At 62.6% G+C, this 16,019-nt stretch carries 10 protein-coding genes and 1 pseudogene; 6 read left to right on the top strand and 5 right to left on the bottom strand.

Annotation, left to right across the window (positions count from 1 at the left end; translation table 11 throughout):
• Positions 1–477 precede the first annotated feature (477 nt).
• Positions 478–1,099, bottom strand: a pseudogene (locus ACB030_RS18675) (methylated-DNA--[protein]-cysteine S-methyltransferase); the annotation flags it as partial.
• 162 nt (positions 1,100–1,261) lie between these two features.
• On the opposite strand from ACB030_RS18675, the gene ACB030_RS18670 reads away from it, so the two are divergent.
• Both ACB030_RS18670 and ACB030_RS18665 read left to right on the top strand, forming a co-directional pair.
• Positions 1,262–2,635, top strand: a complete 1,374-nt coding sequence (locus ACB030_RS18670) for a leucine-rich repeat-containing protein kinase family protein (protein WP_371161894.1) — start codon at positions 1,262–1,264, stop codon at positions 2,633–2,635.
• A 117-nt stretch (positions 2,636–2,752) separates the two neighbouring features.
• Positions 2,753–3,400 carry a thiopurine S-methyltransferase gene (locus tag ACB030_RS18665; protein ID WP_371161891.1) on the top strand — a complete coding sequence of 216 codons (648 nt, stop codon included), beginning with the start codon at positions 2,753–2,755 and terminating at the stop codon, positions 3,398–3,400.
• 304 nt (positions 3,401–3,704) lie between these two features.
• On the opposite strand, the gene ACB030_RS18660 is transcribed toward ACB030_RS18665, so the two are convergent.
• Positions 3,705–6,479, bottom strand: coding sequence for an insulinase family protein (locus ACB030_RS18660; RefSeq protein ID WP_371161890.1), 2,775 nt, complete (start codon positions 6,477–6,479; stop codon positions 3,705–3,707).
• A gap of 162 nt (positions 6,480–6,641) precedes the next feature.
• On the opposite strand from ACB030_RS18660, the gene sixA reads away from it, so the two are divergent.
• The 3 genes from sixA (at position 6,642) to ACB030_RS18645 (ending at position 8,568) form a co-directional block, all read left to right on the top strand.
• Positions 6,642–7,109: a phosphohistidine phosphatase SixA gene (gene sixA / locus ACB030_RS18655; protein ID WP_106886943.1), complete on the top strand. Its 468-nt coding sequence runs from the start codon at positions 6,642–6,644 to the stop codon at positions 7,107–7,109.
• Between the two features lie 133 nt (positions 7,110–7,242).
• Positions 7,243–7,449: a DUF1107 domain-containing protein gene (locus ACB030_RS18650; RefSeq protein WP_005324080.1), complete on the top strand. Its 207-nt coding sequence runs from the start codon at positions 7,243–7,245 to the stop codon at positions 7,447–7,449.
• Between the two features lie 198 nt (positions 7,450–7,647).
• Positions 7,648–8,568 carry a DMT family transporter gene (locus tag ACB030_RS18645; protein ID WP_371161887.1) on the top strand — a complete coding sequence of 307 codons (921 nt, stop codon included), beginning with the start codon at positions 7,648–7,650 and terminating at the stop codon, positions 8,566–8,568.
• Positions 8,569–8,617: 49 nt separating this feature from the next.
• Here the strand turns inward: ACB030_RS18645 and ACB030_RS18640 are convergent, their stop codons facing one another.
• Positions 8,618–10,234 carry a peptide ABC transporter substrate-binding protein gene (locus ACB030_RS18640; RefSeq protein ID WP_371161885.1) on the bottom strand — a complete coding sequence of 539 codons (1,617 nt, stop codon included), beginning with the start codon at positions 10,232–10,234 and terminating at the stop codon, positions 8,618–8,620.
• Between the two features lie 361 nt (positions 10,235–10,595).
• On the opposite strand from ACB030_RS18640, the gene fbp reads away from it, so the two are divergent.
• Positions 10,596–11,630, top strand: coding sequence for a class 1 fructose-bisphosphatase (gene fbp / locus ACB030_RS18635; RefSeq protein ID WP_106886940.1), 1,035 nt, complete (start codon positions 10,596–10,598; stop codon positions 11,628–11,630).
• A 114-nt stretch (positions 11,631–11,744) separates the two neighbouring features.
• On the opposite strand, the gene mfd is transcribed toward fbp, so the two are convergent.
• Together mfd and ACB030_RS18625 are read right to left on the bottom strand one after the other, a co-directional pair.
• Positions 11,745–15,197: a transcription-repair coupling factor gene (gene mfd, locus ACB030_RS18630; protein WP_371161896.1), complete on the bottom strand. Its 3,453-nt coding sequence runs from the start codon at positions 15,195–15,197 to the stop codon at positions 11,745–11,747.
• A 40-nt stretch (positions 15,198–15,237) separates the two neighbouring features.
• On the bottom strand, positions 15,238–15,813 hold the full coding sequence (locus ACB030_RS18625; RefSeq protein ID WP_371161882.1) for a PilZ domain-containing protein: 576 nt from the start codon (positions 15,811–15,813) through the stop codon (positions 15,238–15,240).
• Positions 15,814–16,019: the final 206 nt, after the last annotated feature.

Raw genomic sequence — 16,019 nt, 5'->3', positions numbered from 1 at the left:
ATTGTGGTGCTCGAAGTCAGAGAAACAAGCTAAAAAGAGCCGGCTGGAATGACGACTATCGGGCTCAGTTATTCTTTGGTTAAAATATCAACAAAGTGTGCTCCCGCCCTGACATTATACCGTACCTCACTACACCACTATTAAATAAGTAGTTACTTTGTAATATATGGGGGAGAAGGTCAAATGGAAATTTCTCTGTTTTAGAGGCAGTTCGGTAGATTGTTTGACTTTTTATTTTTTGCAAAAAACCAGGCTGCAGCAAATGGTGCAATGCGCTGCGCTTATTGCACCCTACGTGTTTCGTCAATCTGCTGGGGTGGTGTGGCTAAGCGCCATGTCTTGCCAAAGCAATAAAAGGGGCGGTCTGCGCCCCGGTTCTTCTGATCTCCCCGCTTTATATCGCCGCACGCTTGTCTGCTGACTCACAACCAACAACCCTGTTTCTCCCCCATCAGGCCGGGCAGAAAAAAGCCACGTTCACTCATACCTCACCGCTTCCCAGGCGTGTATCGCCTGTTTGCGGGTCTCGCCCCAGTGATAGCCGCCGAGTTTGCCGTTTTGCTGGATGACTCTGTGGCAGGGGATCATCAAGGCGACGGGGTTGGCGCCCACCGCCAGCCCCACGGCGCGGGCGGCCTTGGGATTGCCGACGGCGCTTGCCACCTGGGCGTAGCTCACCACCTTGGCTGGCGGGATCTCGAGCTGCGCCCGCCAGACGCTGATCTGAAAGTTGGTGCCGCTCACGTGCAAGGAGATGGGGCGATCCGGCGCCTTGCTGGTATCGAACATGGTGTGGATGACGTCTTGGGTGCGTGACGGTGCCTCCCTAAGTTCTGCCTCTGGCCAGTTGTGGGCGAGGGCGGTCAGCGGCGCCTGTGGGGCCTGGTCATCGAGAAACGAGAAATTGCACACCCCCCGCGGGGTCAGGGCGACGAACGCCTGACCGAAGGGGGTGTCGTGCACCCCGTGATCGATAACCAGCCCGGCCCTGTTTGTACTCGCCCGGCGTCACTGCTTCGAGCTGCACAAAGTGATCGTAGAGCCGAGAGCCGCTGCTAAGGCCCAGGGTATCGGCCACCTCCAGCAGGAAGCGCGACTCGTACTTTCTTTACGCGGCAGGCTCTTGTGCCTGAGTCCTGGTGGCAACAAAACAGGGGATCTCTGGCCGTCGTTCTTTATAATGCCCCTCCTTTGTGGCCGCTGGGCGAGTGCCCGGCGGCGCCGTTGGCCGCGAGCCAGCCACCCCGATAGAGACGATCCCATGCATACCCTGGAACAGCTGCGCGCAGGCGAACTCTGCGGCGCCCGCCACCTCAAACTCGCCGAAAACCTGACGGTGTTCCCCTCCGAGATCTTAAGCCTCAAGGAGACGCTGGAGGTGCTGGATCTCACCGGCAACGATCTGGATCGGCTCCCTGACGAGCTGGCCGAATTCACCAGGCTGCGCATTATCTTCTGCTCCGAGAACCGCTTCACCGAGCTGCCCGAGGTGCTGGGGCGCTGTCCTGCACTCACCATGGTGGGGTTCAAGGCCAACCGGATCGCCACGGTTCCCGCCGCGTCACTGCCTGCGGGGCTGCGCTGGTTAATCCTGACCGACAACGCCATCGAACGGCTGCCGGACGAGCTGGGGAAGTGCGCCGCCCTGCAAAAGCTGATGCTCTCTGGCAACCGCCTGCGCGAGCTGCCAGCGAGCCTTGCCAAATGCCAGCGTCTGGAGCTGTTGCGCATCGCCGCCAACCGGCTGGAGGCGCTTCCCGACTGGCTGCTCGGTTTGCCGCACCTCGCCTGGCTGGCCTATGCAGGCAACCCCTTTAGCGACGAGCAGGAGCGCCGACTCGGCGAGACGGCAACCGCGGCCGAGATCCCCTGGCCGGCGTTGACGCTGGGGGAGCAACTGGGGCAGGGGGCGTCCGGGGTTATCCACCGCGCAGCACTGCGCTCCGATGAGGGGACGCAGGGGGTGGCGGTCAAGCTCTTCAAGGGGGCCATGACCAGCGATGGCCTGCCTCGCTGCGAGATGGCGGTGTCGCTCGCCGCAGGCAGGCACCCCAATCTCATCGGGGTGGCGGGCCGAGTCAGCGGCCACCCCTCTGGCATGCCGGCCCTGGTGATGGCGCTGATAGACCCCGGGTTTGTCAACCTGGCGGGGCCGCCGAGCCTGGACTCCTGCACCCGGGATGTCTATCCGGCGGATCTGACCTTCACCCCGAATGCGCTGCTTGCCATGGCGCAGGGGGTGGCGAGCGCCGCGCTGCATCTGCACGGGCGCGGCATCCTGCACGGGGATCTCTACGCCCACAACCTGCTGCACTCTCTGCTGTACTCTCTGCTGCACTCTGTTCAGGAACAGGGCCGGGTGCTGCTCGGGGATTTCGGCGCCGCCTCCTGCTATGACGGCGCCGACCGCGAGCGGGCTGCCCGGCTCGAGCGCCTGGAGGTCAGGGCCTTTGGCTGCCTGCTGGAGGAGCTGCTGGCACGCTGCCATCCCAGGGACGAGGCGCTTGGGGCGCTCCACTCGCTGGCCGAAGCGTGTCTCCTGGAGGCTGTGTTGCAGCGCCCCTCGTTTGCAGAGATTGCCGCCCGGATAGACGCCGTGGCGGCCACCATGGCTGCTGAGCCCGCCTGCGCCTGAGCGCGGTCGCCTGGGTGTCACCGGGCCCTCGCTCCCGGTGCAGTGGACAACAAGGCTTGCGCCGCCCCGATGAAGTTGTGATATTGATGCATCATTGCAGATGACGAGAGGATGAGGATGGAAGCGGCGTTTTGGCATCAGAAGTGGAAAGAGAACCGGATTGGCTTTCATCAGGCTGATTTCAACCGCTGGCTGCAATCCTGGTGGTCGGCCCAGCAGCAGGGTGAGCCTGTGCTGGTGCCCCTGTGCGGCAAGTCCCGCGACCTGCTCTGGCTGAGCGGTCAGGGGCATCCGGTGGATGGCTTCGAGCTCTCCGAGCTCGCCATTACCCAGTTTTTTGACGAGAACAATCTGAGTGCAGAGACAAGCGAGGTGGGCCCCTATCGGTGCCACCGGCACGACGACCTGCGCATCTATCAGGGGGATTTCTTCGCCGCCCCCGAGCTTGGCCGCCGCTACCGGCTCGCCTATGACAGGGCCGCCCTCATCGCCCTGCCGACGGCCATGCGCCGCCAGTATGCGACCCTGATGAGCCGCCTTGTCGAGGCGGGGGGGCAGGTGCTGCTGGTGACCCTGGAGTATCAGCCGGAGCAGCAGGTGCAGCCGCCGTTCTCGGTGGGGGAGATGGAGGTGCGCACCCTGTTCGAGCGCGACTTTAGCGTGGAGGTGCTGGGGCGCGCCGCCGAGCTGGATCACCCCAGAGTGCTCTCGGGGCAGCTCTCCTATTTCGATGAGGTGGCCTATCGCCTGATCCGTCGGGGCTGAGGCGACGGCGTGATCCCGCCAATGAAGAGGAGAAGCGAGCTTCTTTACCTCCTTTGACATAGATCAACGTGACAAATCGGGGGAATGCCTAAGATGAGGCTGTTTCTCAATCACTGCAGGTGTCGACCGATACGCTCTGGTTTGAACCATTCGGCCGTTCATCGACTCAGTGTCTGATTTTCACGCTCATGTTCACTTTTGGCGGCTCTGGTCGCAATTGATTATGGTTTTTCCAGCCGACCCCCAGGGGTCGGCTTTTTATTGCCCGCAATCTGCCGTGGGACGGGAGGGAGTCGAGGCCTGATCAGGCCTCGAAGGTGGCGGCATTGAGCCGGAAGGCCCGGGGATCGTCGATGAACTGGCCGGTGATCCGCTCGTCGTGCTCGTGGCCCAGGCCATAGCTGCAGAGGATCAATCGATCCGAGGTGCGTGAGCGCAACTGGGTGATAAAGCGCACCAGATCGGCGCGGCTGAGCCTGCCCACCTCCTCGCGCACCCTCTCTCGCTGATCGAAGCCGAGATCCTTGTTGCCTATGCTGACCCAGAGCCGCTGGCCGCGGCTGCGCAGGTTGGCGTCCCGCTCGCTGAGCTGGGCCTGCAGCCCCGCCTTGCTGTCCTGCCACTGCTGCTCGGTGAACTCCAGCATGGCCAGCGGGAAGAGATCGATGAACTCCTCCACCGCATCCAGCAGGATCTGCGGCCCTGCCACCGGCGACTGTATATAGAAGATGAGGCCGGGATGGCGATTGAGGGGCAGGTTGCCGGCCCCCACCACGTAACCGAGCTGCTGGCGGGTGCGCAGCTCGTGGAAGAAGGTGGAGGACATGATGTGGTTGGCCAGGGTGAAGCAGGCGAGATCCCGCGCCCGGGTGGTGCGGGACTGGTAATAGACCAGGAGCGCCGAGTCTTCGTGATCGCATCCCTGCTCGCGAATGAGGGTCCCCCTGTCCTGTATGGAGATGAGGGGGCGGCGGGTCTCGGCACTGGGCTGGCTGCTGACGCCGAGGTGACGCTCCAGCAGGGCGGCCAGTTCAAGCGCCTCGGCGGCGGTCCAGTCGCCGTGCACCAGGGTCTCTATGTGCACCTCGGCAAAGAGCCGGCTGACGAAGTCGGGCATTTCGTCGAGTGCTATGGTGCGCAGGTGGCGCAGCAACTGCTCGAACGGCGGGTTGTTCGGTTGCAGCAAACTGGTGAGCTGGTTGAACAGCTGGGAGATGGGCCTGGTCTTGGACTGGTTCTCCCAGTTGCGGATGAGCTGCTCCTTGATTTCACTGAAGCGCGCCGGATCCGGGTAGCCCAGGGTCCGGTTGCCGAGGATCATGTCGAGCAGCAGCGGCAGCTTGTCGGCAAAGCCGCTCAGGTTGATGGTAAAGCCCCCCTGATGGGCATAGATCTGGTAGCCGAGCCCGGCGAGCTCGGCCGGGTAGGTGAGAGCATTGAGGTGATCCGTGAGCAGCTCCACCGCAAGCCTGGCCATGGCGATGTGGCGCGGGCTTCTGACCGCATGCTCGCTGTCGATGGAGATATAGAGGCTCCCCTTGGGCACCCCAAACAGGTGCTCGTGCAGGTGCCAGAGCCGAAAGCCGGGGCGGTCGACTAGGCAGGCCGGCATGTCGGCGCTGAGGGTCGGCGTTCTGGCATCGAGGCGGCTGCTGATAAAGGGGTTGGGGGAGGGCAGGTGCAAGGCGGGATCCGGCTCGCTCTGTTGCCAGCGGATCTTCTCCGCCTCGGTGATGCTCTGGACGCTGTAGGGGGTCTGATACCAGCGGGCCAGGCGATCCGTGCTCACCTCCGGCGCCTGTATGGTGACGCGCAGGTTGTGGGGGGTCAGCTTGGCGAGGAAGCGCCGGATCAGGGGCTCATCGTACTCGCGCATCATGTAGTCGCCGTGGAGCAGATCGTCCGGGGCATAGCTGAACAGGTTGAGCACGAGGCCGGAGACGGTGTCGAGCGCCCGACCCCGCTCCTGGAAGCGGAAGGCGGATTCCAGCACGCTGCGCTTCTCGTCATAACGCCAGGCTTGCAGGCCATGGCGTTCGATGAGCTTCAGGTAGCCGAACAGGTCGGCGATGATGTCGTCCACATGGGCAAGCCCCAAGGGAGTGAGGCCGAAGCTCACCCCAAAGTCCTTGAAGTTGGCACCGCTGATGCCGCCTCCGGCGGCGAGCTGGTTGACCCAGCCTCTTGCCTTCAGCAGGGAGAGCAGGCTGCCTTCCCCTTCGTAGCCGATGAGGTGGCTCAGGAAGGTGAGGGGTTTCTTGTCGTAGAGGGCATCCACGCTCGGCAGCGGGAAGGTCAGCGCCAGCTTGCGGGTCTCCTTGACTGGCGCTATCTGGATGCGGATGCCGAGATCATCGAGCCGGTAGAGGGGCGCCGAGAGGGCAGGGGGGCCCAGGCGGCGATCCGGAATTGTGCTGAAGAAGCGGTCGCACCACGCCAGCTGGGTTTCAATGGATGCCGGAGAGAGCATTACCAGCGCCATGCGATCCGCACTGTAGTGGGTTTCGTAGAACGCAATAAGGTCGGAGCGCAGATCCCGGCCGGGCAGATCCGCCAGGGTATCCAGGTTGCCGACCGAGAACTTGGAGAAGGGGTGGGCCGGGTTGACCGTCTCCTTGTGCACCTGATAGCTGCGGCGCACATCGTCCTGCAACTTGAGGCGATATTCGGAGTCGACCGCGTTGCGCTCCTTGTCGACCCACTCGGGGGCGAAGGTGGGGCAGATGAAGAACTGGGAGAAGCGATCCAGCCCCGCTTCGAAGAAGCCGTTGTCGATGTCGAAGAAGAAGTTGGTGAACTCGGTGCCGGTCCAGGCGTTGTTGCTGCCCCCATGGCGGCTCATGAACTGCTGGTACTCGCCGGGTTTGGGATAAGTACGAGTACCTAGGAACAGCATATGCTCAAGGAAATGGGCCATGCCCTGGCGATCGACAGGGTCATCGAAGTGGCCGGTGTTGACGGCCAGGGAGGCGGCCGATTTATCGGTCTCGGGATCGCAGATCAGCAAGACCCTGAGCCGGTTTGCCAGCTCCAGATAGTGATACCGCCGATGGTCGTTGGGACTGGCATATGGGCTCATTGGGGCGTGACTCGCGGTGAATTTATTTGAATTTAAACATGATTATCGACCCCGCTATCTCACGAGGCAAACCCTTTTCTGAGAGGTAGCGCAATTGTTTCCCCCTGCATGGCGGGGTAAGATCCCCCCGCTATTTAAACAGGCCCCCTGGGCGAGGTTGTAATGAAAATCTACATCATGCGTCATGGCCAGGCTGGCATGAACGCAAAGACTGATGAACAGCGTCCACTGACCGAGCAAGGCATCGAAGAGTCCATTCACATGGCGAGCTGGTTGGCCCCTCAGCTGGCCGGCTCCCTGAGCCTGGTGATCCACAGCAACTACCTGCGTGCTAGACAGACCTGGCAGGCCATCTCTGCCGAGCTGCCCGAGGCCCTCAAGATCGAGGAGAGCGGCGAGATCACCCCCTATGGGGATCCGGCCTTCGTGGCGAGTTATCTCACCGCGCTGGCGGCGACCCACGACAACATCCTGATGGTCAGCCACCTGCCCCTGGTCGGGTATCTGGTGCAGAGCCTCTGTCCGGCGGCGGGTGCACCCATGTTTGCCACCTCGGGTCTGGCCTGCATCGAGTGGCAAGATGGCAAGGGGGCCTTGCTCTGGCTGGAAGGACCGCATACAATACGGTAAAAGTTAATAAAAGGTTACAGATTGGTTTTTTGGGGAAGAGAGAGTCGATTTTTCCGGTTTTTTATACAAATTTAACGGAATTATCTCGCATAAGCTGCTGTCATACGGATACAACTGCAAGAGGTTGCAAACGATGAGAGTGTTCAAGAAGTACCTGCCACTGATGGTGGCAAAGCATGTAAAAACCTTCTTCAAGGGACGGATCTACATCCACGGCAGGGGGCGCTTCGATTTCCAGTCGGGCCTGCTGATGATGCCACTGCAAGCCGATATTCCCCACCGTCAGACGGTGCTCGAAGTCAACGAGCTGATATCGAGGCTGCACATGGATGCCGCTTGAATCGCATCTATGGTGTCATCTCCCTCTCATGCCCGCCCAGTGCGGGCATGATTGCATCTGGGCCTCTGTGACACCTCTCAGGCCTCTTCAAATCGATTTTCGAATAAGGTTGCCGCGCCCCGCATCAGGGTGCTTGCTTATCCTGTTTGCCTCTCTATACTCCCGCGAAATATCCGCCCCCTTTCTCTGGACATAGCGATGCCCCTTGCTTTCCTGTTCCCCTTCTCCTGCATGGCCATCTGGGCCGGCAACGGCATCGTCAGCAAGCTGGCGGTGGGAGTACTCTCGCCGGCCGCCCTGGCCTGGTCGCGCTGGATGGTGGCGGCCCTGGTGCTGACCCCCTTCCTCGCACGGCGGGCCTGGCGCATGCGTGACAAGCTGCGGGCCGGTTTCTCCCGGCTGGCCATGCTGGCCCTGCTCGGCATGGTGCTGAACCAGACCTTCGGCTACTACGCGGCCCAGACCCTGGGGGCCACCGAGATCGGGCTGATGATGGGGCTGACCCCGCTGATGACGGTGCTGCTCAGCATCTGGCTGCTGCGCGAGCGCCCCACCTGGGGCGCCCTCGTCGGCGGTGTCATCTCCATCCTGGGGCTCGCCATCCTACTGGGGCAGGGGGATCCAACCCGCTTGTTCACCCAGGGCATTCACATCGGATCCGTCTACATGCTGCTGTCGGCGGCCACCTATGCGCTCTACAGCGTGCTGCTCAAGCGCTGGGATCTGGGGCTCGACAACTGGTCCATGCTCTACGGTCAGGTGCTCTGCAGCTTGCTGTTCCTCACCCCCTTCTACCTGTTGGTGGATGGCAAGTGGCCTGATGGCAGCGCCCTCTGGCTCATCCTCTATGCGGGGATCCCGACCTCGGCCCTCTCGCCCTGGCTCTGGATGCAGGGCATCGCCCTGCTCGGGGCCAGCCGCACCGCCATCTTCATGAACCTGTTGCCGGTGATGACGGCTGCCCTTGCCATCAGCTGGCTGGGGGAGCGGCTCACCAGCTATCACCTGATCGGCGGCGGCATGACACTGCTGGGAGTGCTGCTGGCACAGCTGCTGGTCAAGCCCGTGGTCGTGCGGTGGCGGGCCCGGCTCGCGATGGCGGGCTGTCAGGAGAAGTAGGATAAAAAAAGACCGCCCAAGAGGCGGTCTTTTTGGTCTGGTGCCTGCGTCACTGCGCCGTCAGATAGAGATCCTTGGCATAGACCAGATCTTGCGGGTTCTGATAGGGGTAGCCCTTGACGTTGGGCTTGAGCAGCCGTGACTTCACATAGAAGTAGACGGGGGCTATGGGGGCCTCCTCGTCGATCAGTGCCTCGGCCTCCTGATAGAGGCGGTTGCGCTCGGCCGGATCCTTGGCGTCATGGGCCTTGGCCAGCAGGGCATCATAGGTCTTGTTGAACCACTTGCCGCTGTTGGCGCTGCTGCTGGAGGTCATGATGTCGAGGAAGGTGGAGGCATCGTTGTAATCCCCGTTCCAGGAGTAGCGACTCACCCCGAAATCCCCCTCGTTCAGGGCCGAGACCATGGTCTTCCACTCCATGTTGTTGAGCTCCGCCTTGACCCCCAGGTTGTGCTTCCACATGGAGGAGATGGCCAGCGCTATCTTCTTGTGCCCCTCGTTGGTGTTGTAGAGGATGTCCACGTCCAGCGGATTCTGCGGCCCGTAGCCCGCCTCGGCGAGCAGCGTCCTGGCCTGCTTGATGCGATCTTCCTTGCTCATCAGCTCGCTGGCGGGGCGCTTGAGCTCGAAGCCATCCACGCTCGGCGGGGTCAGGCTGAACGCCGAGAGCTGCCCCTGTCCCAGGATCTTCTCCGTGATGGTGTCTCTGTCGATGGCAAGGGAGAGCGCCTTGCGCACCCTGACGTCGTCGAAGGGTTTGCGCTGGGTGTTGAACACGTAGTAGTAGGTGGCGAGCATGGGGGCGCTCACCAGCTCCTCCGGGCTCTGGCGCTTGATCTGCTGATACTGCTCCAGGGGATAGGTGGTGTAGTGCAGTTCGCTCGCGCGATAGCGGTTGTAGGCCGCGGTATCGGAGACGATCTCCAGGTAGATCACCTTGTTCAGCACTGTGTGCTCGTTGTCCCAGTAATGGGGATTGCGCTCGGCGATGAGCCGCTCGTTCGGGGTCCACTCCTTGAGGGCGAAGGCACCGTTGGAGACGATGTTGCCGGGCTTGACCCACTCGTGACCGAACTTCTCTATGGTGGCCCTGGGGGCCGGGAAGGTGGTGTAGTGGGAGAGGGTCTTCAGGAAGAAGGGGACAGGGGCCTTGAGGGTGATCTGCAGGGTGTAGTCATCGAGGGCCTTGATACCGAGGGCATCCGGGCTCTTCTTGCCCTGCACCACGTCGCTGGCGTTGGCGACGCCGGTCAGCTCGATGAACCAGGCGTAGTTGGAGGCGTTCCTGGGATCCGCCGCCCGCTGCCAGCCATAGACATAGTCCGCCGCCGTCACCGGCTCGCCGTTGGACCACTTGGCATCGGGTCTGAGCTTGAAGGTGTAGACGGTGCCGGAGTCATCGAGCTCGTAACCAAGCGCTCCCGCCGCCTGCAGCTTGCCGCTGCCATCCAGGGTGTAGAGCCCCTCGAACAGATCGTTGACGACGTCGCTGCCCGCGCTCTCTTCCACCATCTGGGGGTCGATGGAGGCGGGCTCTGTGCCTATGTTGCGCACGAAGGTTTGCTGGGCACTGGGTAGCAGCTTGGTGCCTTCGGGCACCTGGGCCGCCAGGGCGGGGAGGGAGATCAGGGCGGCAACCGTGCCGGCAATGAGAGTCCTTTTCATTGAATATCCTTATGTTTTTTTGCTTCCAAAGCCGAGTCAGTGTGCTGGATCGAGGAGGAGATCTCAAGAGGGGGCGCGGCGGACGTCGGGGGAGAGAACCGGATGGGGAGGGGCGGGGTGAAATAGCATTCTTGTCACGAATTAACATGATAAAAGACGCCGATTGAAGCCCGCTTTTCAGTGCGGCGCCACCTGTCTACGGGGTTTTCTGGCGATTTATACGGCGGCTTAATTCGCTGCAAAAACAAAAAACAGGCGTTACATTAGGTTACAAAACAACGCTGCCGAGGATCGGCACTTTTTTTGCCGACACTTGCAAACGTTTTCAACGGCCAACGGAAACGATCTTAAAGGAACAAGAATGCGAAACATGATCACCATGGGCGAGTTCATCGTCAAAAAGCAGGCGGACTATCCTACCGCGACCGGCGAGCTGACCTCCTTGCTCAGCTCCATTCGTCTGGCTGCCAAGGTGGTGAACCGGGAGATCAACAAGGCGGGGCTGGCGGACATCATCGGCTCCATGGGGGCCGAAAACGTGCAGGGGGAGGTGCAGCAGAAGCTGGATGTCTACGCCAATGAGCGCTTCAAGGCGGCGCTGGAGGCCCGAGGCGAGGTGTGCGGCATGGCGTCCGAGGAGGAGGAGGACTTCGTCTCCTTCGATTCCGAGCTCTCCCGTCACTCCAAGTACGTGGTGCTGATTGACCCCCTGGACGGCTCCTCCAACATAGACGTCAACGTCTCGGTCGGGACCATCTTCTCCATCTATCGCCGGGTCAGCAAGCCGGGCGCCGGGGTGACCCTGGAAGACTTCCTGCAACCGGGCAACCGCCAGGTGGCCGCCGGTTACGTGGTCTATGGCTCCTCCACCATGCTGGTCTACACCACGGGCTTTGGGGTCAACGGCTTCACCTATGACCCCTCCATCGGCTGCTTCTGCCTCTCCCACGAGAACATCCGTATCCCGGAGGAGGGCAAGATCTACTCCATCAATGAGGGCAACTACATCAAGTTCCCGGACGGGGTGAAGAAGTACCTGAAATATTGCCAGGAGCGGGACGAGGCGACCCACAGGCCCTACACCTCCCGCTACATCGGCTCCCTGGTGTCGGATTTCCACCGCAACCTGCTCAAGGGCGGCATCTACATCTATCCGTCCGGCACCAACTCCCCGAACGGTAAGCTGCGCCTGCTCTATGAGTGCAACCCCATGGCCTTCCTGGTGGAGCAGGCCGGTGGTAAGGCGTCCGACGGCTTTGGCCGCATCATGGACATCCAGCCCACGGCGCTGCACCAGCGTACCCCCTACTTCGTCGGATCCACCAGGATGGTGGAGCGGGCCGAGGCCTTCATGCGCGAGTTCTCCGCCCACGAGGAGCCGGGTAGGTTGGGCTGAACGAAGAGAAGCCCAACAACGACTCGCGTTGTCGGACTTAACATACTCGGCACAAGCCAGCATCAATAAAACGGGAGCCAATTAGGCTCCCGTTTTGTTTGGCACTCGCTGCCACTAGAGGCTGTGGCTGGCGAGATCCGTCAGCAGGGCATCCACCAGTTTCAGGCGCATGGCCCTGTCCTGGTTAGGTACCTGGAAGCGCAAACGGGTAGGTCCATCCATTTTATAGATACGTGGCTGCTCGGAGAGCAGTTTTACCAGATAGGTCGGGTTGACCCTGGTTTCCTGGGTGAAGTCCAGATAGCCGCCGCGATCGCTCATCTCCACCCGGCGAATGCCCAGCGCCGTGGCCCGCTGGCGGAAGGCCGCGATCTCCATGAGGGTCTTGGTCGGCTCCGGCAGCAGGCCGAAGCGATCGATAAGCTCCACCTTCAGCTCGCGCAGCTCCTGCTCGTCGGCGGCGCTGGCGATGCGCTTGTACATGGAGAGACGCATGTTGACGTCCGGGATGTAGTCGTCCGGCAAGAGGGCGGGCAGACGCAGCTCCACCTCGGTGTGCTGGCTCATCAGCTGCTCGAGCGACGGCTCCTTGCCATGCTTGAGGGCTTCCACCGCCTGCTCCAGCATCTCCATGTAGAGGGTGAAACCGACCGATTCGATCTGGCCGCTCTGATCGTCCCCCAAGAGCTCGCCCGCGCCCCGGATCTCCAGATCGTGGGTGGCGAGCGCAAAGCCGGCCCCGAGATCTTCAAGGGAGGCGATGGCTTCGAGCCGCTTGGCGGCGTCCTTGGTCATCAGCTTGGGATGGGGGGTGAGCAGGTAGGCATAGGCCTGGTGGTGGGAGCGGCCGACCCGGCCCCGCAACTGATGCAACTGGGCCAATCCCAGGTGATCCGCCCTGTCCATGATGATGGTGTTGGCGCTCGGCACGTCGATGCCGGTCTCTATGATGGTGGTGCACACCAGCAGGTTGAAGCGCTGGTGGTAGAAGTCCGACATGATGCGCTCAAGGTCGCGCTCGCGCATCTGGCCGTGGGCGATACCGATGCGCGCCTCCGGCACCAGCTCGGCGAGATCAGCCGCGCACTTCTCTATGCTCTCCACGTCGTTGTGCAGGTAGTAGACCTGACCGCCCCGTTTAAGCTCCCGCAGTACCGCCTCGCGTACCACCGCCGGCTCGTGCTGGCGCACGAAGGTCTTGATGGCGAGCCGCTTGGCGGGCGGGGTGGCGATGATGGAGAGATCCCGCATGCCGGCCATCGCCATGTTGAGGGTGCGCGGAATGGGGGTAGCGGTGAGGGTGAGAATGTCCACGTCGGCCCGCAGCGCCTTGATCTTCTCCTTCTGGCGCACCCCGAAGCGATGTTCCTCGTCGACGATGAGCAGCCCCAGATCCTTGAAGGTGAGGTCGGAGCCCAGCAGCTTGTGGGTGCCTATGATGATGTCCACCTTGCCATCGGCCAGCTCCTTCAAGACGCTGGTCTGCTCCTTGGCGGAGCGGAAGCGGCTCAGCACCTCCACCCGCACTGGCCAGTTGGCGAAGCGATCGCGGAAGTTGTCGTAGTGCTGCTGGGCCAGCAGGGTGGTGGGCACCAGCACCGCCACCTGCTTGCCGCCGTGCACCGCCACGAAGGCCGCCCGCATCGCCACTTCTGTCTTGCCAAAGCCCACGTCGCCGCACACCAGGCGGTCCATGCTCTTGGCCTGGCACATGTCGCCGAGCACCGCATTGATGGCGTTGAGCTGATCGTCCGTCTCCTCGAACGGGAAGCTGGCGGCAAACTGGCGGTAGCTCTCCTTGTCGTGCTTGAAGGCAAAGCCGGCCCGGGCCGCACGTATGGCATAGACATCGAGCAGCTCGGCCGCCACGTCGCGCACCTTCTCCGCCGCCTTGCGCCGCGCCTTGACCCAGGCCTCGCCGCCTAGCTTGTGGCTGGGGGGGTTATCCGACCCCGTGTAACGGCTGATAAGGTGCAGGTTGGTGACCGGCACGAACAGCTTGTCGCCACCGGCGTATTCCAGGGTGAGGAACTCGGTGGGCAGGCCGCCGGCATCCAGGGTCTCGAGCCCGAGATAGCGGCCGACCCCGTGATCCAGATGCACAACGGGCTGGCCCTGGGTCAGCTCGCCGAGGTTTCTGATCACCGCATCCGAGCTCAGGTTCTTGCTCTTCTCCCGTTGCCGCTTGCTTCTGATCTTGCCGCCGAGCAGCTCGGTCTCTGTGATGAGGGCCAGGGCCTCTGCCCCGGCGGGCTCGAGCAGGAAGCCCCGCTCCAGCGGGCTGACCAGCAGGCCATGACGCGCCTTGCTCCCGACGAACTCCTCGAGGGAGGCGAACTCCCTGGGTTGAAGGTTGATCCGCGCGAGCAGATCCCCGAGCCCCTCGCGCCGCCCCTCGGACTCCACCGCGAACAGAGTGCGGCCGGCAAAGCCTTGCAGGAACTGGCTGAGGGCCAGCAGGGGTTGTTCCTTGCTGTGATCGAGCTGCAAGTCGGGCAGGGGGGCTATGGGCAAGTCGTGCTGGCCCGCACCGCCGTCGGTGGCGGCCTCTTGCAGGCGCACGGCGCCGTACTGACCCAGCGCCGCAAACAGCTGCTCCACCGGCAGGTAAATTTGCTGGGGGGGCAGCAGGGGGCGGGTATTGTCCCAGCGCCTGTCTTCATAGCGCTGGCCTATGTCGTTCCAGAAGCGCTGGGCCGCCGGGTAGATCTCCCCCACGGTGAGCAGCAGGGTGTTGTCCGGCAGGTAGTCAAACAGGCTGGCGGTCTGGCTGAAGAAGAGCGGCAGATAGTATTCGATGCCGGCGGGCCAGCGCCCCTTGCTCACCTCCTGATAGACGGAGCCTTCCGCCCGCGACAGCTCGAACTGCTCGCGAAACTGACCGCGAAACAGCTCGATGGCGGCCTCGTCGGTGGGAAATTCCCGGGCGGGCAACAGGCTCACCGATTTGACCGGCTCGCTGGAGCGCTGGCTCTCGGGATCGAAGGGGCGGATGGAGTCCACCTCGTCGTCGAAGAAGTCGATGCGATAAGGGCGGCTGCTGCCCATGGGGAAGAGATCCAGCAGGGAGCCACGGGCGGCGAACTCGCCGTGTTCCAGCACCTGCTCCACCGCCACATAGCCCGCCTCGGCCAGCCGTCCCCGCAACTGTTGCAGGTTGAGGCGCTGGCCGCTGGTCACCATCAGGCTGTATTTGTCGAGATAGGCCTGGGGCGCCGTGCGCAGCATCAGGGTGGAGATGGGCACGATCAGCACGCCGCTGCTCATCTGCGGCAGGGTATAGAGGGTCTCGAGCCGCTGGGAGATGATGTCCTGATGGGGGGAGAAGGTGTCGTAGGGCAGGGTTTCCCAGTCCGGGAACATCAGCACGGGGCAACCTTGATCGGCCAGCAGGAAGCTGAGCTCCTGTTCGAGGCGCAGGGCGCTCGGGGTATCGGCGGTCACCAGCAGGACGGGGCGGTTGGCCTCCCGGGTGAGGCGGGCGGCGACCAGCGCCAGGCTGCTGCCGACCAGCTGGCCCAGGGTCAACTTCTGGCCCGCTTTGGCGGGCAAGGCGGGGAGTTTCATTGGCATCGTTCGATTCTTTTAACGTTGACGTTGGCTGTGATTAGCGCTGACGCTCTTGGGCACGCTGTTTGAGCTGTTTCGATTGCACATGCAGGCTGGCACGCACCAGCAGCTCCCTGTCATCCTCGCGGATCCGCACATAGTCGAGCACCACGTGGGTGCCGTGCTCGCCAGGCTCCCGCTGCTTGACCTCGCCATAGCAGTAGACGGCGGAGGCCTCTTCCCGCAGGAAGATCTTGAGGCGGACTAACTGGTGGAGGTGTGGCGGCTCGCCGTGGCCCTGGTGCGGGTGCAGGTAGGTGAGCTGGCCGGCGCCAAAGCGCAGGGTGTGGAAGCGATGTTCGGGGTGATCCTGCGCCGCCAGCACGAAGCCCATGATCATGTCGATCTTGCGGGACTGCTGGTTGATGATCTCCACCAGATCGTGCATGGACTCGTTCTGGTTGCGCAGCAACCGGCTGCTCACCAGATCGATAGAGGTGATGGCGGAGGCGATGCGAAAGGGCTCGGGCAGCTCGGCATCAAGGGCCTCCAGCGTCGGCAGGTGAAAGTCGGCCGGCATGGGGATCACATTGACCGGCGTGGCATGGGTGACGCTGAAGAACTGTTCCTGCATGGAGGCTATCCCTTGTTGTCATAGACGATTTTTAAAGGCGCTGTTGACCTTGCCCCGCGGCGGCGTCCCCAGGGCTCTCCCGTCTGGCGGCGCAACATGGCGGCGGGGGCCTGCGCATCGGGCGAAACATGGCGCCATGGGCGGCCTCTCGGGCTCAGGGGAATGGGCCATTGCGCCAGCCCCGGCGTCATCTGCTGCGGCAACGC

The sequence above is a fragment of the Aeromonas sp. S16(2024) genome, from assembly GCF_041403065.1.
Lineage (GTDB): Bacteria > Pseudomonadota > Gammaproteobacteria > Enterobacterales > Aeromonadaceae > Aeromonas.
This window is presented reverse-complemented; position numbering and strand designations above follow the sequence as displayed.